Raw genomic sequence first — 24,177 nt, 5'->3', positions numbered from 1 at the left:
CCCTCCCTCGGGTGTCGATCCGGTGGTCAGTGCTCGGTGGCCGGGGCCGGGACGTCGCAGTCGTAGCTCTCGCCCGAGGTGCTCCCGGAAGCGGACGGGGCCAGGCCCTCGAACTCGTCGCAGGGCGCGACGACCGGGACCGACATCTCGACGTTCTCGCCGTTGTCGAAGCCGATCTTGACCGCCACGAAGGAGCCGGGCCCGAAGTCGCCGGTGACCGTGACGCCGCCGTCGGTCGCCAGGTTGACCAGCTGGCCGGGCGCGATCTCCACCGGGCTGAAGTCGCTGGCCGTCAGCGTGGTCTCCCCGGCGCCGGCCAGGGACTCGACGGTGATCGGCTCCTGCTGGTCGTTGTTCGCGAACGACGCCACGAACGCGCCCTCGCCGTCGTGGTCGGCGACGATCACCGCGCTGAGCACGTCGACCTGGGCGTCGCGGTCGTTGACGCCCGCGGTCGGGGTGTACTCCCGGTCGGTGGCGTAGTCGAAGCCGCACGAGGACAGGGTCGCGGCGAGGACGAGGGCGCCGGCGGAGGCGAGCAGGCGGGCGGGCATGCGGAGCTGCATCATCTGGCCTTCACGGGTCTACGGCGGGTTGCGAGGCACAGCCTAGCGGTCTGGCTCGGTGCGCCGACGGGGCCCCGGGAGCGCCCGGGTGCCCCGATCAGCGGCTCAGGCCGACGCTGTTGCCGACGACCAGGAGTCCCGCCACGGCGAGCACCGTCCCGGCGAGGGCGAGCACGAGCAGCCGGGTCGCCCCGATCCGGAGCGCCACCCGCAGCGGGAGGTGTCGCAGCCCGTCCTCGTGGTCGGCCACCAGGCCGGGCAGCGCGCACAGCACGTGGACGCCGAGGCCCAGCGCGGCGGCCAGGACCACCATCGCGACCTGCGGCGGCGCACCGACGGCCGCGCCGCCCCAGCCGCCGTAGGACAGGAACGCCGGGTAGCCGGCGTACGCGACCGCCCAGGGCGCCCACGAGAACCAGCTGCGGCGCAGCACCACGTTGCCGACCAGGCCGACGGCGACCGTCGCGAGGTACACGCTGCCCGCGGTGACGCCGTGGGAGATGGCCAGCGGCACCAGCAGCAGGACGCCGCAGATCAGCGTGAACCAGACCGTCCCGGGGTCGAGGTAGCCGTCGGCGATCGGCTTGCCGCTCGGCAGCCGGCGCTCGTCTCGCCGGCGGTCGACGAGGTCGTTGTGCCAGCCGAGCACGGCCTGGCCGACCAGCACGGTCGCGAACACCAGGCCGACCTCGCGCCCCGCTCGGCCGCTGAGCGCGGCGGCGACCGCGAGCCCGGTCGCGGTGAGCAGTGCCTGGCGCGGGTGGGCGGCACGCAGCAGCAGCACCGGGGTCATGTGGGCGAGCGTGCGGCGCCGCTCGGCGCGCCGCCGGGGCGCCGGGCCAGGCCCAGGATCGGGCGCAGCCGCAGGCCCAGGCCCAGGCGCAGGCTCGGGCCCGGGCTCAGGTCCAGGCTCGAGCCCGGGCGTCGGGGTGGCGGCCGGCTCCGGCGCGGGCGGCTCGTCGGGGGCCACGGCGGCCCCACGGCGCAAGCGGTGGCGGAGGGACGGCGACATACCCCGCAGTATCGGTCAGGGGCACCACCCGGGCGCGGATTCTGCGTGCCGGGGTGCGTCCACGGGCGGGCCCGATCGGGCCGCCACCACACGATCGACGGATCTGTCAAGCCCGGATTGTGCCCCTGACCTGCGCAAACAGCCGGGAGCGGTTTCTCAGCGCGTGTTAAGATAGCCCCCTAGGAAGGGGTACCTGACATATGACTTTCACCGTCGGCGAAACGGTTGTTTACCCGAATCACGGAGCCGCAGTCATCGAGGACATCGAGATGCGGAAGATCAAGGGAGAGGACCGGCAGTACCTCGTACTCCGTATCGTCGCCCAGCAGGACCTGGTGGTCAGAGTGCCCGCCTGCAACCTCGATCTCGTCGGGGTGCGCGACGTCGTCGACAAGGAGGGCCTGGACCGTGTGTTCGACGTCCTCCGGGCCGCGCACGTCGAGGAGCCGACGAACTGGTCGCGCCGCTACAAGGCCAACCTGGAGAAGCTGCACAGCGGCGACGTCATGAAGGTCGCCGAGGTCGTGCGCGACCTGTGGCGCCGTGAGCGCGACCGTGGCCTGTCCGCCGGGGAGAAGCGGATGCTGGCCAAGGCCCGCCAGATCCTGGTCTCCGAGCTGGCGCTGGCCGAGCACACCAACGAGGACAAGGCCGAGGCCCTCCTCGACGAGGTGCTCGCTTCCTGACCTGGTCATCGCGACGAGGCCCCCGGGGTGACCCCGGGGGCCTCGCTGCTTCCCGGGGTGAGACGTCATACCTTGTGGGGGCCATGACCCACGATCCGTACGACGTCCCCGACGATCCCGCGCCGGCGCTCGGGACCGTGCTGGCCGACGGGCGCGGGTCGCTGCCGTTCGCGCTGATCCACGGCGAGGCGCTGGTCGCCTGTGCGGCGTGGGCGCTCGGCGAGGCCGGCGTGCTCCCGATCGACGACGGCATCGAGTGGTCGGCCGTGGTCGCGACCGGCGAGCCGCTCGTCGTGCACGACCCGCTGTGCCCGATGACCCCGCCGGAGTTCGTCGCGGCGTGCGTGCGGCGTGCCGTCGAGGAGGACACGGTGGTGGTCGGGGTGCGGCCGGTGACCGACACGGTCAAGGTGGTCGCCGACGGGCTGGTCGGCGAGACCGTCGACCGCGACTCGCTGGTCTGCGTGGCCGCGCCGGTCGTGCTGCCGGCGTCGGTGGTGGCCGCGCTCGACGGGCTGCCCTCCCACGACCTGGTCGGGCTGGTCGCCGCGCTGCGCCGCGAGCACCCGGTCGAGCTGGTCGAGGCCCCGCCCGCCGCGCGCCGGGTCGGGTCCGAGGACGACGTCCGGCTGCTGGAGGCGCTCACCGCAGGCGGTCGGCGACCGCCAGGTCCTCCGGGAACGTGACCTTCAGGTTGTGCGAGCTGCTCGGTACGGCGACCACCGGCAGGTCGGTGTAGCGGGCCCAGCAGGTCGCGGTGTCGGTGCCCTCGAAGCCGTCCGCCGCCGCACGGGAGTAGGCGGCCACCAGCTCGCGCGCCCGGAACGCCTGGGGGGTCTGCACCCCGTCCAGCTCCGGCAGCGCCCGGCCGTCTCGGGCCAGCAGCCCGCGGAGCGCGACGACCGGGATCGCGCCGCCGCGTGACCGGGCCGCGGCGATGGTGGCCCGGAACAGGTCGGGTCCCGCCAGCGGCCGGGCCCCGTCGTGGATCGCGATCACGTCGATCTCTCCGGTCTCGACCTCGGCGGCCAGCGCGCGCAGCGCGTTCCACTCCGAGCCGTGGCGGGTCGCGCCACCCTCGACCACCCCGATCTCCGCCGCGCCGAGGTGCGGGGCGAGGGCCGCGGCGACCGCATCACGCTCGCCCGGGCGGACCACCACCAGCACCCGGCGTACGTCCTCGAGGCCGAGCGCGTCGCGCACCGACCAGGCGAGCACCGGCCGGTCGCCCAGGGGCAGCAGCACCTTGTTGGTCGCCGCCCCGACCCGCGAGCCGGACCCGGCGGCCAGGATCACGACGGCGGCGGCGGGCACGACCGGAGTCTAGATCGCAGCCGCGCCAGCGGATCCGATGCCGGTGACCGGCCGAGATCAGCGGCGTCCGAGCTCGCGGTCGGCCACGCGGGTGCCGGATGTCCCGGGGCGTGGGGTCGCTGGCCCTGACTGCGTAGGACCTTGGTCCTCGATCAGCCCGAACTCGTTGCTCGAGGACGGTTGAAATGTTTAGCGTCACCCCGCGGCTCTCGGGCCGCTCTAGAGCCACATTGGCGCGACCTAAGGACGGTCCGAATGAGCGAACAAGCCCCGAGACGTATCCACGAGCGGGGTGGGATCGATGCTTCCGTCGAAGGAACCGAGTACTTCGAGAAGCGTCAGCTCGCAGGTGGGGTGGCCGGCTGGCTGCTCCTGGCGGGGCTGGGTGTTGCCTACGTCATCTCCGGAGACTTCGCAGGCTGGAACTTCGGCATGGGCGAAGGCGGCTGGGGCGGGATGCTGATCGCCACCGGCCTGATGGGGACGATGTACCTGTTCATGGTCCTGGGGCTCGCGGAGCTCTCCTCGACCATCTCGACGACCGGGGGCGGCTACGCGTTCGCCCGCCGGGCCATGGGGCCGTGGGGCGGGTTCCTCACCGGCACCGCGATTCTCATCGAGTACGCCATCGCGCCCGCGGCGATCGCGAACTTCATCGGCGCCTACGTCGAGTCGCTGACCGGCTTCGACGTCGGCTGGGTCGTCTTCCTGGTCTTCTACGCCGTCTTCATCGGCCTCCACCTGTGGGGCGTCGGTGAGGCGTTGAAGCTCATGTTCGTGATCACCGCGATCGCGGTCGTCGCCCTGTTCGTCTTCGTGATCGCAGCGCTGCCGAAGTTCGACGCCTCGAACCTCAACAGCATCCCGGTGGACACCTCGGCGTTCGGGTCGAGCTCGTTCCTGCCGTTCGGTCTGGTCGGCATCTGGGCCGCACTGCCCTACGCCATCTGGTTCTACCTGGCCGTCGAGGGCGTGCCGCTGGCTGCTGAGGAGTCCAAGGATCCGGCCAAGGACATGCCGCGCGGCATCATCGCCGCCATCGTGACGCTGCTCGTCTTCGCGTTCGTCATCCTCCTGGTGGCGCCGGGCGCGGCCGGCTCGGACTTCCTGAAGGACTCGGGCAACCCGCTGGTCGAGGCCCTCGAGGCCCCCGGCGCCTATGGCGGCCAGAACCTGGTCAGTCAGTTCATCAACCTGGTCGGCCTCCTCGGCCTGATCGCGAGCTTCTTCTCGATCATCTTCGCCTACTCCCGCCAGACGTTCGCGCTGTCGCGTGCCGGTTATCTGCCGAAGTTCCTTTCGCTCACCGGCCAGAGGAAGACGCCGTACGTCGCCCTGATCGTCCCGGGCATCATCGGCTTCGTCATGGCCGTGCTCAACCAGGGCGACCTGCTCATCCTGGTGGCGGTCTTCGGCGCCACGATCTCGTACGTCATGATGACGCTCTCGCACATCATCTTGCGGTTCAAGGAGCCCGAGCTCGACCGGCCCTACCGCACGCCCGGTGGCGTCGTCACGACCGGCATCGCCTGTGTGCTGGGCGTGGTGGCCCTCATCGCAGGGTTCCTCGTGGACACCCGCGTGGTCGCCATCACCGCCGGCGTCTACGTGATCGCCATCGCCTACTTCGGCCTCTACAGCCGACACCACATCGTGGCGTCGGCTCCCGAGGAGGAGTTCGCCCTGATCGAGTCCTCCGAGTCCGAGCTGCACTGACATGCGCATCGCACGAGTGGTTGGCTCGGCGGTCTCGACCGTCAAGGACCCGAGCCTGGTCGGGCACAAGCTCCTCCTGGTCCAGGAGACGGACGCAAGCAGCGCCGTCACCGGCTCGGTCTTCGTTGCGATCGATGTCGTCGGCGCTGGCTCGGGGGAGCTCGTGCTCGTCTCCGAAGGCAGTGCCGCGCGGCACAGCGCGACGACGACGGGGCAGCCCGTGGACGCGGTGATCATGGGGATCTTGGACTCGCTGGAGGTGGACGGCGCCGTCACCTTCAGGAAGAGCTGACGCCCGATGGCAGGCGTCCAGCGAGAGGTATTGAGTGTCGGGATCGATGTCGGGACCACCACCACCCAGGTGGTGTTCTCCCGGCTGATCCTGCACGACGTGGCCCGTCCCGGCCAGGTCCCGCGGATCCAGGTCGACGAGAAGTCGGTGCTGTACCGCGGGGAGGCGCACCCGACTCCGCTCACCGCGCCGGACGCCATCGACGCGGAGGCGCTGGCGCTGGTGGTGCGCAACGAGTACGACGCAGCGGGCGTCGCCGCGGGGAGCATCGAGACCGGAGCGGTCATCATCACCGGCGAGACGGCGCGCACCAAGAACGCCGACGCGATCTTGCACGCGCTCTCCGCCAACGCCGGTGACTTCGTGGTCACGATCGCCGGCCCCAACGCCGAGGCCCAGATCGCGGGCCGGGGCTCGGGCGTCGCCCGCTGGTCCGCCGACCACTACGAGCAGGTCACCACCGTCGACATCGGGGGCGGCACGTCGAATGCCGCCATCTTCAAGGTGGGTCGCCACATGTGCTCCTCGGGCCTCGCCGTCGGCGGGCGGCAGATCGAGATCGACGCCACCGGACTCGTGGTGCGGATCGCGCCGCCGGGACGAACGATCATCGACGACCTGGGGCTGGCCATCAAGGAGGGCAGTGTCGCCACGCTCGAGGAGCTGCGGGCCTTCTGCGAGGTGATGGCCGACCTCGTCGTCGACCTGGCCACCGGTCAGGAGGCCCGCGTCGGTCACGGTCTGCAGCTGACGCCCCCGCTGACCGGGACCGACGCGTCCTCCTCGGTGTTCCTCACCGGTGGGGTCGGTGCCTGCTACTACGACCGCCTGCCGGTCTCGACGATCGCCGAGGTCGCCCGGTACGGCGACGTGGGTCCGCTGCTGGCCGAGGCCCTGCACCGCAACGCGCGGCTGCAGAGTCTGACCGTCCGGCAGCCACCGGAGACCCTGCGCGCCACCGTACTGGGCGCTGCGGGCCAGACCGTCACCCTGAGCGGGTCGACTATCTGGGCCGACCGGGACCTGCTTCCGCTGCGCAATCTGCCGGTGCTCCGGCCGGCCCTGCCCGGTCGCGGAGGTGGCCTGCCGTTCGCCGGCGCGGTCCGTGAGGCGATGGCGCGATGGGACCTCGACGAGGACGCCGAGGCGGCCATCGTCGTCGACCTCCCCATGGAGCTGGGCTACCCCGCCCTGCAGGCGGTCGCCGCGGAGATCGTGGCCTATCACGACGCCGGCCACCGCGAGCGACCACTGGTGCTCGTGCTCCAGCAGGACTACGCGCAGGTCCTCGGCCAGACCATCCAGGGCATCCGCCCCGGCATCCCGCTCCTGGCCATCGACCAGGTCGGCCTCGGTGAGGGCGACTTCATCGACATCGGCCTGCCCGTTCTCGACGGCCGCGCCGTCCCGTTGTCCATCAAGACGCTGGTCTTCTATGACTGACCTCGTCGTTCCGCGAAGGAGCGCCCCCCGATGCAGCTAGCCGCAACGCTGTTCGGCACCCGCTACCAGTTCCGCGACATCAAGGACCTGCTGGCCAAGGCCAACGAGGAGAAGTCGGGTGACCGGCTCGCCGGCGTCGCCGCCGACAGTGCGGCGGAGCGGATGGCGGCCAGGTTCGTCCTCAGCGAGGTCACCCTGGAGACCCTGCGCGCCAACCCGGCCGTCCCGTACGAGGAGGACGAGGTCACGCGGGTGATCGACGACGGCGTGAACGAAGCGGTCTACGCGGAGATCAAGGGCATGCAGGTCGGTGAGCTGCGCGAGTGGCTGCTGGCCGATACGACCACCGGCGAGATGATCCGCCGGCTCAGCAACGGACTGACCGCCGAGATGGTCGCCGCGGTCACCAAGCTGATGTCGAACCTGGACCTGATGCTGGCGGCCAGCAAGATCAAGATCGTCAAGCACGCCAACAACACCATCGGTCTGCGCGGCACGCTCGCGTCGCGCTGCCAGCCCAACAACCAGACCGACTCCGTCGAGGGCATCCGAGCCGCCGTCTACGAGGGTCTCAGCTTCGGTTCGGGCGACAGCGTGATCGGCATCAACCCCTCCGACGACTCGCTCGGGAGCGTCTCCCGGCTGTTGGAGATGACCCACGAGGTCATCACCCGATGGGAGATCCCCACGCAGAACTGCGTGCTCGCCCATGTGTCCACCCAGATGGAGGCGATGCGTCACGGCGCACCGGTCGGCCTGGTCTTCCAGAGCCTCGCGGGCTCGCAGAAGGGCAACGAGTCGTTCGGCATCGACGTGGGGATGCTCGACGAGGCCTACGCCCTGGCCAAGCGGTACTCGGTCGCCACCGGCCCGAACTACATGTACTTCGAGACGGGTCAGGGATCGGAGCTGTCCGCGGACGCTCACCACGGTGCCGACCAGGTTGTCATGGAAGCCCGCTGCTACGGGCTGGCCAAGCGCTACGACCCCTTCCAGCTCAACACGGTGGTCGGCTTCATCGGCCCGGAGTACCTCTACGACTCGACCCAGATCACCCGGGCCGGCCTCGAGGACCACTTCATGGGCAAGCTCACCGGCATCTCCATGGGCGCCGACGTCTGCTACACGAACCACGCTCGGTCCACCCAGAACGAGCTGGAGAACCTGGCCGTGCTGCTCGGGGCTGCCGGCGTCAACTTCATCATGGGCATCCCGATGGGTGACGACTCCATGCTGAGCTACCAGAGCTCCAGCTTCCACGACGCGCCCAGCCTCCGGCAGCTGCTGGGACTGCGCCCACTGCCGGAGTTCGAGGCCTGGATGGAAGGCCTCGGGTTGCTGCGCGATGGCCGACTGACCGAGAAGGCAGGCGACGCCTCCTTCTTCTTGAGCAGGTAGGAGAGATGAGCGCGATGTCGACCGACGAGCTCCGCAGCATCGTCGCGGAGGTCCTCGCCGAGCTTGCGGAGCCCGGTGACGCCTTCGCCCGCCTCACCACGCCCGCCACGACCGCCGGGCCCTCCGGGCCCACGTCGACGCCGGCACCGGAGGAGTCCGACGCGCCATCGTCGGCGGCCACCGAGCCCGCGGCGGTGCCCGCGTCGAGCGCGACGGAGATCACCCGCCCCACCCTGTCCGGTGCGCCAGTGAGCATCGAGGTCTCCGACCCCACGGTGCCGGAGGCGCGCCACCGGATCGGGGTCGAGAACCCCGCGAACCCGAGCGGGCTCGCGAACCTCGCCGCCTCGACCGCCGCCCGGATCGCCGTCGGCCGGGCGGGCCCGCGGCCGCGCACCGAGAGCGTGCTGCTGTTCGGCGCCGACCACGCGGTGACCCAGGACGCGATCTTCGGCGACGTGCCCACCGCGCTCCTGGACCAGTTCGGGCTGTTCGCTGTGCAGACCAAGGTCACGACGCAGGACGAGTTCCTCCTGCGTCCCGACCTCGGCCGGGAGTTGGACGACGCCGCCAAGCTCGTGGTCGCCGAGAAGTGTGTCAAGGGCCCGCAGGTGCAGATCGTCGTCGGCGACGGCCTCTCGGCCGCCGCGGTGACCAACAACCTGCCGCAGATCTACCCGGTGCTGGAGGCGGGCCTGCGCGACGCCGGCCTGACCCTGGGCACGCCGTTCTTCGTGCGGTACTGCCGGGTGGGGGTGATCAACGACATCAACGACATCGTCGGGGCGGACGTGGTCGTGCTCCTCATCGGGGAGCGTCCCGGGCTCGGGGTCGCGGATGCGCTGAGCGTCTACTCCGGATGGCGTCCCACCGCCGGCAAGACCGACGCCCACCGCGACGTGATCTGCATGATCACGCAGAACGGCGGCACGAACCCGCTGGAGGCCGGCGCCTTCGCGGTCGAGCACGTCAAGAACGTCATGAAGCACCAGGCCAGTGGCGTCGAACTGCGACTCCAAGAGAGCGGGACCCGCTGATGGCAGTCCTCGACCCGATCAAGCCCACGATCCTCGCGGCCAAGCTGATCCCCAACGTGGATCGGGCCCTCGCCGCCAAGCTCGACCTCCGTGACGACCAGCGCAGCCTCGCGCTGATCACCTGCGACATCGACGACAGCCTCTACGTCTCGCTCGACGAGGCGACCAAGATGGCCGAGGTCGAGGTCGTCTACGCGCACAGCTTCTATGCGGGCTCGGCGCATGCTTCTGGCCCGCTGTCCGGTGAGATCATCGGGATCCTCGCCGGACCGTCGCCGGCCGAGGCCCGCGCCGGGATGGCCGCGTGCATCGACTACGCCGAGCAGGAGGCGTGGTTCCACGCCGCGGACGAGGGCGGGGACCTGGCGTTCTTCGCCCACCCGGTCTCGCGCACCGGCAGCTACCTGAGCAAGGAGGCCGACGTCGCCGAGGGGACGCCGCTGGCCTATCTGATCGCGCCGCCGCTGGAGGCGACGTACGCCCTCGACGCGGCACTCAAGGCGGCCGACGTCGAGTTGAAGGTGTGGTTCCCGCCGCCCTCCGAGACGAACTTCTCCGGAGGGTTCCTGGTCGGTTCCCAAAGCGCCGTGGTGGCCGCGTGCAACGCGTTCCGCGACGGTGTTCTCGAGATTGCGGCACAGCCGCGGGAGGTCTGATGACGCACGACGAGCTCGACAGCGACCTGCGCTCGATCCAGGAGGCCCGCCGCCTCGCCACGGCGGCCCGGGCGGCTCAGCGGGAGTTCGCCCACGCCTCGCAGGCCGAGGTGGACCGGATCTGCGCGGCGATGGCCGACGCGGTCTACCGTGAGGCCGCCCGCCTCGGGCAGCTGGCGACCGACGAGACCGGGTACGGCGTACCCGCCCACAAGCGGCTCAAGGTCGAGTTCGCCTCGCGCACGGTGTGGGAGTCGATCCGCGACGTGCCGACCGTGGGCGTGCTGCGCCGAGACGAGGCGAAGGGGATCGTCGAGATCGGCTGGCCGGTCGGCGTGATCGTCGGCCTGTGCCCCTCCACCAACCCCAACTCGACGGCGATCTACAAGGTGCTGATCTCGGTCAAGGCGCGCAACGCCTGCATCATCGCCCCGCACCCCTCGGCCAAGGCCGCCACCTACGAGGCGGTGCGGATCATGATCGAGGCGGGGGAGCGGGCCGGCATGCCCAAGGGCCTGGTCGGCTGCATGCAGGAGGTCAGCCTCCCCGGCTCCCAGGAGCTGATGCGGCACTACGCGACGTCGATGATCCTGGCCACCGGCGGCACGCCGATGGTGCGCGCGGCCCACAGCATGGGCAAGCCCGCGCTCGGCGTCGGGCCCGGCAACGTCCCGGCGTACGTCGACCGCAGTGCGGACGTGCTGGCGGCCGCCACCGCGATCGTCAACAGCAAGTCCTTCGACTGCTCCACGATCTGTGCGACCGAGCAGGCGGTCGTAGCGGACGCGCCGATCGCCGGCGCGCTGCGCGCCGAGATGGAGCGCCTCGGCGCCTACTTCGTCTCTGCGGAGGAGAAGGCGGCGCTCGAGCGCACCGTGTTCAACCCGGGCGGCGCGATGAACCCCAAGGCGGTCGGGAAGTCGCCGCAGGCCCTGGCGGCGCTGGCGGGCATCCAGGTCCCCGAGCATGCCCGGATCCTCGTTGCCGAGCTGGGCAGCGTCGGTCCGCAGGAGCCGCTCAGCGCCGAGAAGCTCACCACCGTGCTCGGCTGGTACGTCGAGGACGGCTGGCGGGCCGGCTGCGAGCGGTCGATCGAGCTGCTGAAGTTCGGCGGCGACGGGCACTCGCTGGTGATCCACGCGACCGACGAGGAGGTGATCATGGCGTTCGGGCTAGAGAAGCCCGCCTTCCGGATCCTCGTCAACACCTGGGGCACCCTCGGCGCGATCGGTGCGACGACCGGCGTGATGCCGGCGCTGACGCTCGCCCCGGGCGGGATCGGCGGTGCCGTGGTCAGCGACAACATCACCGTTACGCACCTGCTCAACGTCAAGCGTCTGGCCTTCAAGCTGCACGAGCCGCCCGCCGCGGCGTACGAGCACGCACCCGACGTGCGGGGCGCCCCCCGCCACGACGGCCCCCGCTCGGCCGAGGCGACCCCGGCGGCGCGCGTCGCCGAACCCGCTGCGGTGAGCGGGGACCAGGTGGAACGCATCGTCCGCCGGGTGCTCAGCGAGCTCGGAGCCGGCCGATGACCGGCGCGCACGGCATCCGAGGGCCGGCCCCGCCGGCTCGAGCCCAACCGCCACCGATGGCGGGACCGCAGCTTCAGCACCTCGACTTCGTAGCACCCCGGCAGCACCACAGTGAGAGGAAATTCCAGTGGCAAATCCCCAGATGATCGCACTTGGCATGATCGAGACCCGCGGTCTCGTGGGCTCGATCGAGGCCGCCGACGCCATGGTGAAGGCGGCGAACGTCACCCTGATCGGCAAGGAGCACATCGGTGGCGGCTACGTCACCGTGATGGTCCGCGGTGACGTCGGCGCGGTCAAGGCCGCCACGGACGCCGGCGCCGCGGCCGCGCAGCGCGTCGGTGACCTGGTCAGCGTCCACGTCATCCCCCGCCCGCACGGCGACGTCGAGTTCATCCTGCCCTCGCAGAACGCCGGGACCGCGCCGACCCCCACCAAGTGAGCCACCGGATCGCGCGAGCAACTAAGGCGCTCCGGTGAGCCGCCGGGTCCACACCGCCGACGACGTGCTCGGTCTCGCCCGTGCGGGCAGGACCGAGCTCGTCGTCGCGCCCGGCGACCTGGTGACGCCGCTCGCCCGTGACGTGGCCGCGGAACGGGGTCTGCGGATCACCCTCCAGCGTCCGGACGATCCCGGCCACGGTGCCGGACCGGCATCGGGCGGTCCGCTCGGGGCCGAGGGACGCCCCGCCCTGCGGCACATGCCCGGGGCGAACCTGGCCGCGCTCGACCCGTTCCCGGTGGAGCTGCACCGCCCGGAGATGGACGTGCGACTGCTCGACGTGGTCACGGGGGAGCACGGATTCCCGATGGCGGCCGGGGTGATGAGTCTGCGAGCGGGCTCGTTCCCGTGGACCCTGGACTACGACGAGGTGGAGTACGTCATCGAAGGGGAGTTGCACATCACGACCGCGGACCGGCAGGTCGTCGGCCGGCCCGGCGACGTGATCGCGGTGCCCAAGGGATCCTCGATCACGTTCGGCACGCCGTCGTGGGCCAAGTTCCTCTACGTCACCTACCCCGCGGACTGGAGCGGGTGATGGACCAGACCGCGCTGCGCGACACCATGGCCGCCCTCGAGGCGGCCATGGTTAGCACCCCCCTCGACCGGCCACCCACCCTGATCAAGGGGGGCGTGGACCTCGGCACGGCGTACCTGGTGATGGTCGCGCTGGACGCCGACGACCGTCCGCTCGCGGCGGCGTACGAGACCGCCGACGTGGTCCGAGACGGCGTCGTCACGGACTTCGTGGGCGCCATCGACGTGCTCCGCCGGCTCAAGGCGCAGGTCGAGGACCGGCTCGGGGTGGCCGTCCCGGGCGCGCACGGCGCCTACCCGCCCGGAGTGGACTCGGGCTCGGTCCGCGCGGTGCGCCACGTGATCGAGTCCGTGGGCATGGAGTGCACCGGCCTCGTCGACGAGCCGAGCGCCGCCAACGCGGTGCTTCGCTTGCGCGACGGCGTCGTGGTCGACATCGGCGGCGGCACGACCGGGGTGGCCGTCGTGCAGGACGGCACGGTCGTGCACACCGCCGACGAGCCGACCGGGGGGACGCACCTGAGCCTGGTCATCTCCGGCGCGCTCAAGGTGTCCTTCGAGGAGGCCGAGCGGCTGAAGAAGGACCCCGTGGAGCAGCCCCGGCTGTTCCCCGTGATCCGGCCGGTGATGGAGAAGGTGGCCTCGATCGTGTCGAGCAGCACCCGTGGCTGGCCGACCCCGAAGGTCTACCTCGTCGGCGGGACGGCCGCATTTCCCGGGTTCGCCGACGTGGTCGCGGCGGCCACCGGGCTCGACGTCGTCGTGCCGGTGGCGCCCCTGTTCGTCACCCCGCTCGGCATCGCGCGCAGCGCGCCCGCCCTCGAGGCGGGCGGCGCAGCGGGCTACCCATGAGTCCCCCGCCGGGCACCGCCCACCACCACCACCACCACCCCGACGACCGACCGATGACCTCGAAGAAGGAGAAGTGCCCCCATGGCAGATGATTTCGAGCTGCGTGCCTACTGCTACATCGACCGGATGCAGCCGCAGTACGCCAGTTTCGTGGGTACCGTCACGCAAGGTGATCTGCCGGTCGAAGGCATGGCTGCGCTGTACGTCGAGATGGCTCCCGGCAACCACGTGTTCCGGGTGGTCGACGTTGCCGTCAAGGCCACCATGGCCCGGCCCGGCGCGCAGATCGTCGAGCGCCAGTTCGGCATGTTCGAGCTGCACTCGGAGTCGCAGGCGGAGGTGCTCCAGGCCGGCGACGCCGTCCTCGGCGAGCTCGACCTGCACGTGAGCGAGCGCCTGAAGCCCCAGATCGCCTCGATGCAGGTGATCACGAACGTCAGTCCGTACCAGTCCCAGCTGCTGAATCGGTTCACCCGCGGCATGATGCTGGTCGCCGGGCAGACCATGCTCGTGCTGGAGTGCACCCCCGCGGCCTACATCAACCTCGCCGCCAACGAGGCCGAGAAGGCGGCCGCGGTCAACCTGATGCACGTCGCCTCGGTCGGCGTCTACGGCCGGCTCTGGATGGCGGGCACGGAGGCCGACATCCTCGCGGCCCGCAATGCCGCCGTCGCAGCACTGGAGGCGATCGATGGGCGCGACTGAGGCCCGGCGGCGCCGCTTCATCACCCGCCACGACGTCGAGGACGCCGCCCGCTCGGGCCAGCCGATCCGGGCCAGCGGCCGAGACGTCGTCACCGACGAGGCCGCGCAGCGCGCCGAGGACCTCGGCGTCCGCATCGAGCGCGGGGAGCCCGGGCGCGCAGCGGCCGCCCCCGCGCCGCCGCCGGCGGCGCCGCCCGCCGCCCCGGCCGACCTGCGGCAGGCCGTGCAGCGGGCGGTCGTCGCCGAGCTCGGCCACGAGCCCGACGGCCTCGCGGCCGCGATCGAGCGGGTGCTGGAGCGCCGCGGGCGCTGAGCGGGCCCCGCGTCCCCGAGCGGGCCGTGGGGCGCGTGTGCCCGAGCGGCCCCGCCCGGGCCCGTCGGGCCTCGTGCGCCCACCGTGCCTCGTGGGGGTAGGCCCGCCGCGGCGCGGCGCGGCTCGGCCTCCCCGACGCCGAGCGTTTCCACGGCTGTTACACGCCGAAACAGGGACTCAACACCCCGGGCCTAGGTTCGTCGGACCAGGAAGGGGCTCCGATGGGCACCGAGGAGTCGGCAACCGGGCGGTGGCAGCCGGTCTGCCGGGTCGCCGAGCTCGAGGTCGAGCGGGGCGCGACCGCGCTGGTGCACGGCCAGGCGATCGCGATCTTCCGCACCCAGGACGACCGGGTCTACGCGCTGGGCAACCACGACCCGTTCGCTCGGGCATCGGTCATCGCCCGCGGCATCGTCGGACTGCGCGGGGACGTGCCGTTCGTGGCGTCACCGACGCACAAGCACGCCTTCGACCTGCGCAGCGGGCGGTGCCTGGAGGACGACCACGTGTCGGTCCCGGCCTACGAGGTCCGGGTCGCCGACGGCGTGGTGCTCGTGGGGCACCGCAAGGCGGTGGTCACGCCGACCCGTGGTGACGGGGCGTGACCAGGGCGGTCGCGATCGCGGCGACGCCCTCGCCGCGTCCCGTCAGGCCGAGCCCGTCGGCGGTGGTGGCCGAGACGCTCACCGGCGCGCCCACGGCGGCGCTCAGGGCGGTCTCGGCCTCCGCCCGGCGCCCACCGAGGCGGGGGCGGTTGCCGATCACCTGCACCGCGACGTTGCCGATCTCGAAGCCCGCGGCCCGGACCCGGCGCGCCGTCTCCTCGAGGAGGGCCGCGCCGGACGCGCCGGCCCAGGCCGGGTCCGCCGTACCGAAGTTGGAGCCGAGGTCGCCGAGGCCGGCCGCGGAGAACAGCGCGTCACAGGCGGCGTGGGCGGCCACGTCGGCGTCGGAGTGACCCTCGAGGCCCTGCGGCTCGTCGGGCCAGTGCAGGCCCGCGAGGTGCAGGGGGACGCCGTCGACGAGCCGGTGCACGTCGGTGCCGATGCCGACCCGGGGGAGGAGATCCACAAGGCGATCATGCCGGAGAGTGCGCAAGAATCGTCGGGGTGAGCACCTCCCGCGCGTGGTCGGTCGCCGGCCTGGTCGCCGGGTTCGCCGGTCTCGCCGTGAGCTACAGCCTCGCGATGGTGATGACGATCCGCGACTCGCCGTTGCTCGCCGTCGCCGACCTGGTCGTCCGGCTCACCCCCGGGCCGGTCGTCGAGCGCGCGATCCGGTTCTTCGGCCACCACGACAAGACGGTGCTGCTGGTCGTGCTGCTGCTGATCAGCGCGGCGGTGTTCGCCTGGGCCGGCCGGCTGGCGCGGCACTCGTGGTGGCGCTCCACCCTGGTGTTCGCCGGGCTTGCCGTCATCGGTGGCGTCGCGGTGTGGCTCCAGCGCGGCGCCACGGCGCTCGACGGGTTGCCGGTCGCCGCCGGGTTCGCGACCTGGGTGGTCTGCCTCTCGCTGCTGACCGAGCCGCTGCGGCGGCACACACGGGCCCTCGCCGCGGCGCCGGAGGACGTCACGGACCCGGCGCACCCCGACCACACCCGCCGTACCTTCCTGCTGCGGGTCGGCGCCATCGCGGCGGTGGGCGTCGTGGCGGCCGCGGCCGGACGGGTGGTCGGCCGCGGCCGGCGGCACGTCGAGGCGAGCCGCCGGCTGCTGCGGCTGCCCGGCGTGACCCGGCCGCTGGTGCCGAAGGGAACGCGGGTCGAGGTCCCCGACATGACGCCGTGGCTGACGCCGAACGACGCCTTCTACCGGATCGACACCGCTCTCGTGGTGCCGGCGATCGAGCCCTCGGACTGGCTGCTGCGGATCCACGGGATGGTCGACCGGGAGATCGTGCTGACCTACCGGGACCTGATCGACCGGCAGCTCACCGAGGCCTGGGTGACGCTCAACTGCGTCTCCAACGAGGTCGGCGGCGACCTGATCGGCAACGCCTGGTGGAGCGGCGTCCGGATCGCCGGGCTGCTGAGCGCCGCGGGGGTGCATGCCGGTGCGGACGCCGTCTTGCAGACGTCCGAGGACGGCTGGACCTGCGGCACCCCGCTCGACGTGCTCACCGACGACCGGGACGCGATGCTGGCGGTGGCGATGAACGGCCGGCCGCTGCCGATCGACCACGGGTTCCCGGTGCGCACGATCGTGCCCGGGCTGTACGGCTACGTGTCGGCGTGCAAGTGGGTCGTGGACATGTTGGTGACCCGGTTCGCCGACATCGAGGCCTACTGGACCCAGAAGGGCTGGTCCGAGCTCGGGCCGGTGAAGATCGCCTCGCGCATCGACGTCCCCCGCGACGGCGGCGAGATCGACTCCGGCGGAGCCCGGGTGGCCGGCGTCGCCTGGGCGCAGCACACCGGCATCTCGCGGGTGGAGGTGTCGGTCGACGGCGGGAGCTGGCTCCCGGCCCGGCTGGCGCGGGTGCCGAGCAACGACACCTGGGTGCAGTGGGTCGCGGACCTCGACGTACCCCCAGGCGAGCACACGCTGACCGTGCGGGCCACCGATGCCGTGGGCCTGCTGCAGACGGGCGTCGAGCAGGATGTGCTTCCGGACGGTGCCACCGGCTGGCACACGATCGACCTCACCGCCCGCGAGCCCCAGCAGGAGGACGGCTGACTGGCCCGCGGCCGGCGCGCCAGTTTCATCGGCCGGCCGACAGAACTCGTGCCTGGACGATGAAGCTTTGTCGTCCAAGCGAGAGTTTCATCGGCCGGCCGATGAAACTCCCAGCCCGACCGACCACCATCAGCGGAGCCGCTGGCGCGTCCCCGCTACCAGTTGCCGGGGCTGTTCGCCGGGAGCGGGTGGGCGTCGTCGGTGATGACGTAGACCGTGCCGCCGGAGGCGGGGATCCAGGCGTTCTCGAACTCGCCGCGGTCATAGGTACGGCGCACCCCGGAGCGGGTGGCGGCGGCCGGGTCGTTGACGACCACGTCGCCGGCGTCGGTGAAGCCGACGATCACCAGCAGGTGTCCGGCGCTGGAGCTGATCGGGGCGCCGGTGAGCTCGCCGCGGCCGAACGCGATCGAGGCGACCAGGGGGATGCCGGCGGCGATGAACCGCTCGGCCTCGCGCAGCGAGCGCAGCCGGGTCACGAACGCCTGGTCGGTCAGGGACGCGGCGTAGGCGGTGTTGAACGGCCAGTTGCCGGCGCCGGCATAGTCGTAGTCGTAGGTCATCCGGGCGGCGTGGTCCACCCACGGGTCCACATGGCCCTCCGGCACCCAGGAGTACGCCGCCGCCGGGGGCAGCGCGCCGTAGTAGCCGAGCACCATCGACGTCGACGTGGGGGAGCACCAGGCCTCGCCGCCACCGCCGTACCTCGGATAGTGGCCGCGGTGCACCATCTGCGAGTAGCGCGGCACGTCCAGCACGATGCCCCGCGCCACACCCGGGCGCGAAGTGGTCACGTCGGAGGTGTCGGGCAGCAGTGAGGTCATCGCGCCGACCGAGTCGACGGTCGGCGACTTCGCCTGGCCGACGGCGCGCACCAGCGTGACCCGCAGCTGGTAGGCCGTCACCCCGCCCGGCACCTCCCACGTGTCGACGTTGACCGAGCCGAGGTCGTCGGACTGGCCGGAGTCCGTCGTACGCCGCGTGAACCGGTCGCCGGCCGCCCACTGCGCCAGGGTGTCCCAGCTCGACCTGCTCGTGCCGGACCGGCCGCGCACCTCGACTCGGATGCTGCTGTCCCCGGGTGTCCGGGCCGACCAGGACGCGATCAGCCGGGTCGCCGCGAAGCCGGGACGCGTCCACGGCGAGGTCCACCGGCCCGTGTCGGTCCCGGTCTCGAGCGCCAGCCGGCCGGCGCCGACGCGCAGCGCGTCGAGGGTGCCGGCGCGCAGCTGCGCGGGCGCGTCCCAGACGGTGTAGTCGATCCGGCGGGCCGGTGCCGCGTCGGCGGGTGGGAGTGCCACGCCGGGCAGGAGCGCCGCAGCGAGCGCGATCACGGATGTCAGTCGGCGCACCCACAAACCCTAGACTTCCTGGGTGACCTTCCGGCTGTACGACACCGCGACCCGCGAAGTCCGTGACTTCGTCCCCCTCGAGGAGGGGAAGGCGGGTCTCTACGTCTGCGGTCTCACCGTGCAGTCCGAGCCGCACGTCGGGCACGTCCGCTCGGGCGTGAACTTCGACGTGCTGCAGCGCTGGCTGCGCCACCTCGGCTACGACGTCACGTTCATCCGCAACGTGACCGACATCGACGACAAGATCCTGGTCAAGTCGGCCGAGCAGGGCCTGGCGTGGTACCAGCTGGCCTACCGGATGAAGCGCCAGCTCGACCGGGCGTACGACGACCTCAACGTGGCGCCGCCGACCTACGAGCCGGCCGCCACCGGGCACGTGCCCGAGATGATCGTGCTGATCCAGGAGCTGATCGCCAAGGGGCACGCGTACGCCGCCGAGGACGGCTCGGGCGACGTCTACTTCGACGTGCGGTCCTGGCCGCAATACGGCGAGCTGACCCGGCAGGGCATCGACGACATGGAGGCGGCCGAGGACGCCGACCCCCGTGGCAAGCGCGACCCGCGCGACTTCGCGCTGTGGAAGGGCTGGAAGAAGGACTCGGAGCCGGAGACAGCCGCCTGGCCGAGCCCGTGGGGCCCGGGACGCCCGGGCTGGCACATCGAGTGCTCGGCGATGGCGGGCAAGTACCTCGGCCCCGCCTTCGACATCCACGGCGGCGGCGTCGACCTGCGGTTCCCGCACCACGAGAACGAGCAGGCCCAGTCGCGCGCGGCCGGCCGGCCGTTCGCGACGTACTGGATGCACAACGCGTGGATCACCACGGCGGGCGAGAAGATGAGCAAGTCGCTCGGCAACTCGCTGACGATCCCGGCCGTGCTCCAGAAGTACCGCGGCATCGAGCTGCGCTACTACCTGGTCGCCGCGCACTACCGCAGCCACGTGGAGTTCAGCTTCGAGGCGCTCGACGAGGCCGCCACGGGGTTCCGCCGGATCGAGAACTTCCTCGACCGCGCCGCCGACGTGCTCGGCGGGATCGGCGGCGGCATCGCCTGCGCCGACTTCCTCAACGCGATGAACGACGACCTCGGCACCCCCGCAGCCGTCGCCGCGATCCACGAGGTGGTGCGCGAGGGCAACAAGCTCCTGGCCGCGGGGGACTCGCCCGCGCTGCGCGGCAACGCCGCGTCGGTGGTCGCGATGCTCGACGTGCTCGGCCTGGACCCGGCCGACCCGGCATGGAGCTCCCCAGGAGGCGGCCGGACGGCCGAACGTCTCGAGACCGTGGTCGAGGGGCTGGTCTCGGACTTGCTCACCCAACGGGAGAAGGCCCGTGCCGACCGAGACTTCGTGTCGGCGGATGCGATCCGGGACCGACTGCATGCGGTCGGCGTCCAGCTCGAAGACACCCCCGACGGACCGAAGTGGAGCCTCTCCTAGTCATGGCAGGCAACAGCCAGCGCAAGGGCGCGATCAAGAAGTCCGGCAAGGGCAACCCCACCGCCGGCTCCGGCGGCCGGGTCCGCCGCGGCCTGGAGGGCAAGGGCCCGACCCCGAAGGCCAAGGATCGGCCCTACCACCAGGCCCACAAGGCCGCGAAGCGCGCCGAGAAGTCCGCGACCCGGCGCCCCAAGCGCAAGACCGCCGGCGACGCCGAGTGGGTCGCCGGGCGCAACTCGGTCGTCGAGGCGCTGCGCGCCGGGGTCCCGGTGACCGGCGTGTACGTCGCCGAGGGGGCCGAGCGGGACGGCCGGCTGCGCGAGGCGTTCGCGACGGCGGCCGAGCGGCGGCTGAACATCCAGGAGGTCAGCCGCGGCGAGCTGGACCGGATGACCGGCGGCGCGGTCCACCAGGGGCTGGCCGCCCGGATCCCGCCGTACGAGTACGCCCATCCCGACGACCTGCTCGACGCCGCGGCGGAGAGCGGTGCGCCGCCGCTGATCGTGGCGCTGGACTCGGTCACCGACCCGCGCAACCTGGGTGCCGTGGTGCGCAGCGCGTCCGGCTTCGGCGCACACGGCGTCGTGATCCCCGAGCGCCGTTCGGCCGGGATGACCGCGTCGGCCTGGAAGACGAGTGCCGGCGCGGCCGCCCGCCTCCCCGTGGCCCAGACCGTCAACCTGGTCCGCCAGCTCAAGGCCTACCAGGAGGCCGGCTGCATGGTCGTCGGCCTGGCGGCCGACGGCGACGTCAGCCTGCCCGACCTCGACCTGGCCGACGGGCCACTGGTGGTCGTCGTCGGCTCGGAGGGCAGCGGCCTGTCCCGCCTGGTCAGCGAGACCTGCGACCAGCTCGTATCGATCCCGATGGCCAACCAGTTGGAGTCCCTCAACGCCGGCGTCGCCGCCTCGGTGGCGCTCTACGCCATCTCGGAGGCGCGTCGCTGAGCATCAGGCGGATCCCACGGGCCCTGGCGTACGTCGGGGTCTGGTTCGCCTGCTCGGCCGCGATCGCGCTGCTGCTCTTCCTCACCAGCAGCCGCTCCATCGTGCTGGCCAGCCACGACGCCGTGCTGCGTCCCACGTTCTCGGGCCACGTGGTGCTGCGCACCGGCCCGGTGATCCCCGACGTCCGGGTCGACGCCCCCGGCGTCCTCGGCGTCGACATCCGGCTCGGCAAGACCGACGCCACCTCCACCGACGAGCTCCTCCAGCGCTACGCCGCGATCGCCGGCCAGCCCGAGGGCCAGGTCGCGAAGGTCACCCACGCGGTGCGGGACATGGCGCTGAGTGCGGCCCTCCGCGGCGCGGTCCTCGGGCTGCCGCCGGTGCTCGGGTGGGCGTTGGTTGGTGCCGCGCGCCGCCGCGAGCTCGCCGCCCGCGTGCATCCGCCGCACCTGGTGCTGCTGAGCGTGGGCGTCGTGCTGGTCGGCCTGGCGCTGTGGCAGCCGTGGCTCGGCGACGACGACATCGAGGACGTGCACCGGGACTGGATCCCGCTGGGGGAGTTCCTCGGGTCCGGCGTACCCCTGCCCGACGAGGCGGACGGCGTCGAGGTGAGCGGCGACGTCACCACCAAGCAGACCCGCCGGCTGATCGAGAGCGCCGTCGACACCTACAACACCAGCAAGGACTTCTACGCGCAGGCCGCGGAGGACGCCGCGCGGCTCGGGCTGCGCCATCCGGTCGAGGGGGACACCGTGGTGGCCTTCGTCTCCGACCGGCACGACAACATCGGCATGGACAAGGTCGCCCGGGCGATCGCCGACCGGGCGGGCGCGACCGCGGTCTTCGACGGCGGTGACGACACCTCCTCCGGCAACAGCTGGGAGGCGTTCTCCCTCGACTCGGTGAGCGAGGCCTTCGACGGGCTGGACCGGTGGGGCGTGGCCGGCAACCACGACCACGGCGACTTCGTGCACTCCTACCTCGCCGACCACGGCTGGACGATGCTCGACGGCGAGGTCGTCGAGGGCCCGGGCGGTACGACGATCCTCGGCGTGGACGACCCGCGCTCCAGCGGGCTCGGGAACTGGCGCGACGAGACCGGCCTGACCTTCGACGAGGTCGAGCAGCGGCTCACCGACGCCGCGTGTGAAGCCGAGGAGCGGGTCGACACGATCCTGGTCCACGACGCCAACCTCGGCGACGAGGCGCTGGCCCGCGGCTGCGCCGACCTGGTGATCGGCGGCCACCTGCACGTGCGCCAGGGGCCCGACCGGATCATCGGCAGCAACGGCGAGGTCGGCTACAGCTACACGACCGGGACGGCCGGGGGCGCGGCGTACGCCTTCGCGCTCGGGAGCAAGCCCCGGCGTGCGGCCGACATCAGCCTGATCACCTACCACGGTGGCCGCCCGGTCGGCATCCAGTGGGTGACGCTGCAGACCGACGGCAGCTACGAGACCGGCAACTACGTGCCGCTGCACCTGCCCGAGGACCCGCCGGAGGTCGTCGAGGAGACCGAGCAGCCCGGTCGCGCCGCCCGCTGAGCCCGGCCCGGTCCGGACCGCCACGAGAACCTCGCGTGGCCTGCGTCACCTCCGGGGACCTGTGTCGTTGACGAACTGATACGTGTTCTAGAAATGGTGGAGGGCCCGTGCTTTCGTATCCCCGCGCAGCCGTGCCTGCCGTCGGCGCACTCCTCGCGCTGACGCTCGCGGCCTGCGGCTCCCAGCTCGACCCCGACACGGTGGCCCAGGTCAACGGGACGACGGTCGGGGCCAACGGCCAGGTGGTGACCGGCGACGGCACGGTGGCCGGTCCCGACGGGTCGGTGCCGGGCGCGTCCGGCGACACCGGCGGCTCGACCACGACCGACGGCGGGTCGAGCGCCAGCGGCGCGGCCGGGGGAGGGGACGCCCCGAAGGGGACCGGCGACAACTCGGCGACCGGCGGCACCGAGGCCGCCAGCTGCGCGGGCTTCAAGAACCAGACCGGCATCACCGGCGACACGATCACCATCGGCAACTCCTCCGACGTCTCCGGCCCGGTCCCCGGGCTGTTCGAGGCGAGCCAGGACGCGGTGCGGGCCTACGTCGCCTACTACAACGCGACCAGCTCCCTGTGCGACCACAAGCTGCAGCTCAAGACCTACGACAGCCGCACCGACGCGGCGGCGGACCAGCAGGCGTACACGAAGGCCTGCGACGAGGTCTTCGCGATGGTCGGCTCGATGTCGGCCTTCGACTCCGGCGGCGCCGCGACCGCGCAGTCCTGCGGCCTCCCGGACATCCGCTCGGCCTCCGTCACCTTCGACCGCCAGGACTGCACCACCTGCTACGGCGCCCAGTCGACGGTCGCGACCGAGTTCCAGAACGCGGTTCCCGACTTCGTGAAGAAGAACCACCCGGACGCCGCCGCGCACGCCGCGATGCTCTACATCAACGCCGGCGCCGCCTCGGAGAACGCCAAGACCCAGGTCGCCGCGATGGAGAACCGCGGCATGAACTTCGACTACGTCAAGGGCATCGACATCTCGGAGTTCAACTACTCGCCCTACGTCCAGGAGATGAAGGACAAGGGCATCGAGTACGTCCAGATGATCGGGGCGTCCGCGCAGTTCGTCCGGCTGGCCGACGCGATGCAGCAGCAGGGGTTCAAGCCCGAGGTCTTCATGCTGGACCCCACCGCCTACACCTCGGAGTTCGTCCAGAACGGCGGTGACGCGGTCGAGGGCACCACCCTGTTCATCAACTTCACGCCGTTCGAGGAGGCCGCGAGCAACAAGGAGCTCCAGCTGTACCTCAGCTGGCTCCAGCAGGTGAAGCCCGGCGCCGAGCCGAGCTTCTTCGGGCTGTTCTCCTGGTCCGCGGCCCGGCTCTTCGTCGAGCAGGCGACGGCACTCGGCGGCAAGCTCACCCGCCCGTCGCTGCTCGCCGGCATCGCCAAGGTCGACAACTGGACGGCCAACGGCCTGCACTCACCCCAGCACGTCGGCCCCCGCCACACCGGCGAGTGCTGGCGCTTCATCCAGCTGCAGAAGGGCAAGTGGGTGCCGATCGGCGGCACCCGCTACCAGTGCAGCGGCACGACCAGCAGCTGACCCATGTCGACCAGCCGGTGTGTCGTACGTCACCTCGCGCCAGCTGGGTCGTTGAGCCGTCCGACGTGCTCTGGTTCCTGGGAGGGAAGCGATGCGTAGTCCGT

General features: G+C 71.9%; 25 protein-coding genes. 20 read left to right on the top strand and 5 right to left on the bottom strand.

Annotation, left to right across the window (positions count from 1 at the left end; all coding sequences use genetic code 11):
• Window positions 1-26 precede the first annotated feature (26 nt).
• Together NOCA_RS21920 and NOCA_RS21915 are read right to left on the bottom strand one after the other, a co-directional pair.
• Window positions 27-569, bottom strand: a complete 543-nt coding sequence (locus NOCA_RS21920) for a hypothetical protein (protein ID WP_011757468.1) — start codon at window positions 567-569, stop codon at window positions 27-29.
• Window positions 570-663: 94 nt separating this feature from the next.
• Entirely contained in the window at window positions 664-1,359 is a 696-nt protein-coding gene (locus tag NOCA_RS21915; protein ID WP_087530621.1) for a hypothetical protein, read from the bottom strand.
• 419 nt (window positions 1,360-1,778) lie between these two features.
• Here NOCA_RS21915 and NOCA_RS21910 point away from each other — a divergent pair, with 419 nt between their 5' ends.
• On the top strand, window positions 1,779-2,264 hold the full coding sequence (locus NOCA_RS21910; RefSeq protein ID WP_011757466.1) for a CarD family transcriptional regulator: 486 nt from the start codon (window positions 1,779-1,781) through the stop codon (window positions 2,262-2,264).
• Window positions 2,265-2,347: 83 nt separating this feature from the next.
• Entirely contained in the window at window positions 2,348-2,950 is a 603-nt protein-coding gene (locus NOCA_RS21905) for a 2-C-methyl-D-erythritol 4-phosphate cytidylyltransferase (protein WP_011757465.1), read from the top strand.
• On the opposite strand, the gene NOCA_RS21900 is transcribed toward NOCA_RS21905, so the two are convergent.
• Complete coding sequence (locus NOCA_RS21900; protein WP_011757464.1) at window positions 2,907-3,578, bottom strand: IspD/TarI family cytidylyltransferase; 672 nt, start codon at window positions 3,576-3,578, stop codon at window positions 2,907-2,909. The genes NOCA_RS21905 and NOCA_RS21900 overlap by 44 nt on opposite strands.
• 255 nt (window positions 3,579-3,833) lie before the next feature.
• Here NOCA_RS21900 and eat point away from each other — a divergent pair, with 255 nt between their 5' ends.
• The 13 genes from eat (at window position 3,834) to nirD (ending at window position 15,169) form a co-directional block, all read left to right on the top strand.
• Complete coding sequence (eat, locus tag NOCA_RS21895; protein WP_011757463.1) at window positions 3,834-5,294, top strand: ethanolamine permease; 1,461 nt, start codon at window positions 3,834-3,836, stop codon at window positions 5,292-5,294.
• 1 nt (window position 5,295) lies between these two features.
• Window positions 5,296-5,586 carry a EutN/CcmL family microcompartment protein gene (locus NOCA_RS21890; RefSeq protein ID WP_011757462.1) on the top strand — a complete coding sequence of 97 codons (291 nt, stop codon included), beginning with the start codon at window positions 5,296-5,298 and terminating at the stop codon, window positions 5,584-5,586.
• 6 nt (window positions 5,587-5,592) lie between these two features.
• The gene (locus NOCA_RS21885; RefSeq protein ID WP_011757461.1) at window positions 5,593-7,029 is read left to right on the top strand and encodes an ethanolamine ammonia-lyase reactivating factor EutA; all 1,437 of its coding nucleotides are present in this window, start codon (window positions 5,593-5,595) and stop codon (window positions 7,027-7,029) included.
• A 30-nt stretch (window positions 7,030-7,059) separates the two neighbouring features.
• Window positions 7,060-8,427, top strand: coding sequence for an ethanolamine ammonia-lyase subunit EutB (locus NOCA_RS21880; protein WP_011757460.1), 1,368 nt, complete (start codon window positions 7,060-7,062; stop codon window positions 8,425-8,427).
• A gap of 5 nt (window positions 8,428-8,432) precedes the next feature.
• Window positions 8,433-9,464: an ethanolamine ammonia-lyase subunit EutC gene (eutC, locus tag NOCA_RS21875; RefSeq protein ID WP_238383385.1), complete on the top strand. Its 1,032-nt coding sequence runs from the start codon at window positions 8,433-8,435 to the stop codon at window positions 9,462-9,464.
• Window positions 9,464-10,120, top strand: coding sequence for an ethanolamine utilization microcompartment protein EutL (eutL, locus tag NOCA_RS21870; protein WP_011757458.1), 657 nt, complete (start codon window positions 9,464-9,466; stop codon window positions 10,118-10,120). Before eutC ends, eutL begins: the two co-directional genes overlap by 1 nt.
• On the top strand, window positions 10,120-11,655 hold the full coding sequence (locus NOCA_RS21865; protein WP_011757457.1) for an aldehyde dehydrogenase family protein: 1,536 nt from the start codon (window positions 10,120-10,122) through the stop codon (window positions 11,653-11,655). The genes eutL and NOCA_RS21865 overlap by 1 nt, the downstream gene beginning before the upstream one ends.
• A 142-nt stretch (window positions 11,656-11,797) precedes the next feature.
• Window positions 11,798-12,097 (top strand): ethanolamine utilization microcompartment protein EutM, encoded by a 300-nt coding sequence (gene eutM / locus NOCA_RS21860; RefSeq protein ID WP_041546806.1) that lies wholly within the window; start codon window positions 11,798-11,800, stop codon window positions 12,095-12,097.
• A 34-nt stretch (window positions 12,098-12,131) separates the two neighbouring features.
• Window positions 12,132-12,695: a cupin domain-containing protein gene (locus NOCA_RS28365; protein ID WP_011757455.1), complete on the top strand. Its 564-nt coding sequence runs from the start codon at window positions 12,132-12,134 to the stop codon at window positions 12,693-12,695.
• Entirely contained in the window at window positions 12,695-13,546 is an 852-nt protein-coding gene (eutJ, locus tag NOCA_RS21850) for an ethanolamine utilization protein EutJ (RefSeq protein ID WP_011757454.1), read from the top strand. The genes NOCA_RS28365 and eutJ overlap by 1 nt, the downstream gene beginning before the upstream one ends.
• 81 nt (window positions 13,547-13,627) lie before the next feature.
• Entirely contained in the window at window positions 13,628-14,251 is a 624-nt protein-coding gene (locus NOCA_RS21845) for a hypothetical protein (RefSeq protein ID WP_011757453.1), read from the top strand.
• Entirely contained in the window at window positions 14,238-14,564 is a 327-nt protein-coding gene (locus NOCA_RS21840; protein ID WP_011757452.1) for a hypothetical protein, read from the top strand. The genes NOCA_RS21845 and NOCA_RS21840 overlap by 14 nt, the downstream gene beginning before the upstream one ends.
• Before the next feature lie 221 nt (window positions 14,565-14,785).
• Complete coding sequence (nirD, locus tag NOCA_RS21835; RefSeq protein ID WP_011757451.1) at window positions 14,786-15,169, top strand: nitrite reductase small subunit NirD; 384 nt, start codon at window positions 14,786-14,788, stop codon at window positions 15,167-15,169.
• On the opposite strand, the gene ispF is transcribed toward nirD, so the two are convergent.
• Window positions 15,141-15,635 carry a 2-C-methyl-D-erythritol 2,4-cyclodiphosphate synthase gene (gene ispF, locus NOCA_RS21830; protein WP_011757450.1) on the bottom strand — a complete coding sequence of 165 codons (495 nt, stop codon included), beginning with the start codon at window positions 15,633-15,635 and terminating at the stop codon, window positions 15,141-15,143. The two genes, nirD and ispF, sit on opposite strands and share 29 nt — an antisense overlap.
• 38 nt (window positions 15,636-15,673) lie before the next feature.
• Here ispF and NOCA_RS21825 point away from each other — a divergent pair, with 38 nt between their 5' ends.
• The gene (locus NOCA_RS21825; protein WP_011757449.1) at window positions 15,674-17,239 is read left to right on the top strand and encodes a molybdopterin-dependent oxidoreductase; all 1,566 of its coding nucleotides are present in this window, start codon (window positions 15,674-15,676) and stop codon (window positions 17,237-17,239) included.
• 155 nt (window positions 17,240-17,394) lie between these two features.
• Here NOCA_RS21825 and NOCA_RS21820 read toward each other — a convergent pair whose 3' ends face one another.
• On the bottom strand, window positions 17,395-18,591 hold the full coding sequence (locus NOCA_RS21820; protein WP_011757448.1) for a C39 family peptidase: 1,197 nt from the start codon (window positions 18,589-18,591) through the stop codon (window positions 17,395-17,397).
• A gap of 22 nt (window positions 18,592-18,613) precedes the next feature.
• Between NOCA_RS21820 and cysS the strand changes: the two genes are divergently transcribed.
• The 4 genes from cysS (at window position 18,614) to NOCA_RS21800 (ending at window position 24,073) form a co-directional block, all read left to right on the top strand.
• Window positions 18,614-20,029, top strand: a complete 1,416-nt coding sequence (gene cysS / locus NOCA_RS21815) for a cysteine--tRNA ligase (RefSeq protein WP_011757447.1) — start codon at window positions 18,614-18,616, stop codon at window positions 20,027-20,029.
• Window positions 20,030-20,031: 2 nt separating this feature from the next.
• A complete protein-coding gene (gene rlmB, locus NOCA_RS21810) occupies window positions 20,032-20,976 on the top strand; it encodes a 23S rRNA (guanosine(2251)-2'-O)-methyltransferase RlmB (protein WP_011757446.1) in 945 nt (314 codons plus the stop codon).
• 101 nt (window positions 20,977-21,077) lie between these two features.
• Window positions 21,078-22,520 (top strand): metallophosphoesterase family protein, encoded by a 1,443-nt coding sequence (locus NOCA_RS21805; protein ID WP_011757445.1) that lies wholly within the window; start codon window positions 21,078-21,080, stop codon window positions 22,518-22,520.
• 131 nt (window positions 22,521-22,651) lie between these two features.
• Window positions 22,652-24,073, top strand: a complete 1,422-nt coding sequence (locus NOCA_RS21800; RefSeq protein WP_041546804.1) for an ABC transporter substrate-binding protein — start codon at window positions 22,652-22,654, stop codon at window positions 24,071-24,073.
• Window positions 24,074-24,177 lie beyond the last annotated feature (104 nt).

It is taken from the genome of Nocardioides sp. JS614, from assembly GCF_000015265.1.
Taxonomy (GTDB): Bacteria; Actinomycetota; Actinomycetes; order Propionibacteriales; family Nocardioidaceae; genus Nocardioides.
The sequence above is the reverse complement of the archived record's forward strand: the minus strand, read 5'-3'. Positions and strand labels throughout refer to the sequence as shown.

Bases quoted from the DNA above. Each gene is read 5' to 3' on its own strand.
- NOCA_RS21920 (WP_011757468.1), bottom strand. From the start codon at position 569: ATGATGCAGCTCCGCATGCCCGCCCGCCTGCTCGCCTCCGCCGGCGCC.
- NOCA_RS21915 (WP_087530621.1), bottom strand. From the start codon at position 1,359: ATGACCCCGGTGCTGCTGCTGCGTGCCGCCCACCCGCGCCAGGCACTG.
- NOCA_RS21910 (WP_011757466.1), top strand. From the start codon at position 1,779: ATGACTTTCACCGTCGGCGAAACGGTTGTTTACCCGAATCACGGAGCC.
- NOCA_RS21905 (WP_011757465.1), top strand. From the start codon at position 2,348: ATGACCCACGATCCGTACGACGTCCCCGACGATCCCGCGCCGGCGCTC.
- eat (WP_011757463.1), top strand. From the start codon at position 3,834: ATGAGCGAACAAGCCCCGAGACGTATCCACGAGCGGGGTGGGATCGAT.
- NOCA_RS21890 (WP_011757462.1), top strand. From the start codon at position 5,296: ATGCGCATCGCACGAGTGGTTGGCTCGGCGGTCTCGACCGTCAAGGAC.
- NOCA_RS21885 (WP_011757461.1), top strand. From the start codon at position 5,593: ATGGCAGGCGTCCAGCGAGAGGTATTGAGTGTCGGGATCGATGTCGGG.
- NOCA_RS21880 (WP_011757460.1), top strand. From the start codon at position 7,060: ATGCAGCTAGCCGCAACGCTGTTCGGCACCCGCTACCAGTTCCGCGAC.
- eutC (WP_238383385.1), top strand. From the start codon at position 8,433: ATGAGCGCGATGTCGACCGACGAGCTCCGCAGCATCGTCGCGGAGGTC.
- eutL (WP_011757458.1), top strand. From the start codon at position 9,464: ATGGCAGTCCTCGACCCGATCAAGCCCACGATCCTCGCGGCCAAGCTG.
- NOCA_RS21865 (WP_011757457.1), top strand. From the start codon at position 10,120: ATGACGCACGACGAGCTCGACAGCGACCTGCGCTCGATCCAGGAGGCC.
- eutM (WP_041546806.1), top strand. From the start codon at position 11,798: ATGATCGCACTTGGCATGATCGAGACCCGCGGTCTCGTGGGCTCGATC.
- eutJ (WP_011757454.1), top strand. From the start codon at position 12,695: ATGGACCAGACCGCGCTGCGCGACACCATGGCCGCCCTCGAGGCGGCC.
- NOCA_RS21845 (WP_011757453.1), top strand. From the start codon at position 13,628: ATGGCAGATGATTTCGAGCTGCGTGCCTACTGCTACATCGACCGGATG.
- NOCA_RS21840 (WP_011757452.1), top strand. From the start codon at position 14,238: ATGGGCGCGACTGAGGCCCGGCGGCGCCGCTTCATCACCCGCCACGAC.
- nirD (WP_011757451.1), top strand. From the start codon at position 14,786: ATGGGCACCGAGGAGTCGGCAACCGGGCGGTGGCAGCCGGTCTGCCGG.
- rlmB (WP_011757446.1), top strand. From the start codon at position 20,032: ATGGCAGGCAACAGCCAGCGCAAGGGCGCGATCAAGAAGTCCGGCAAG.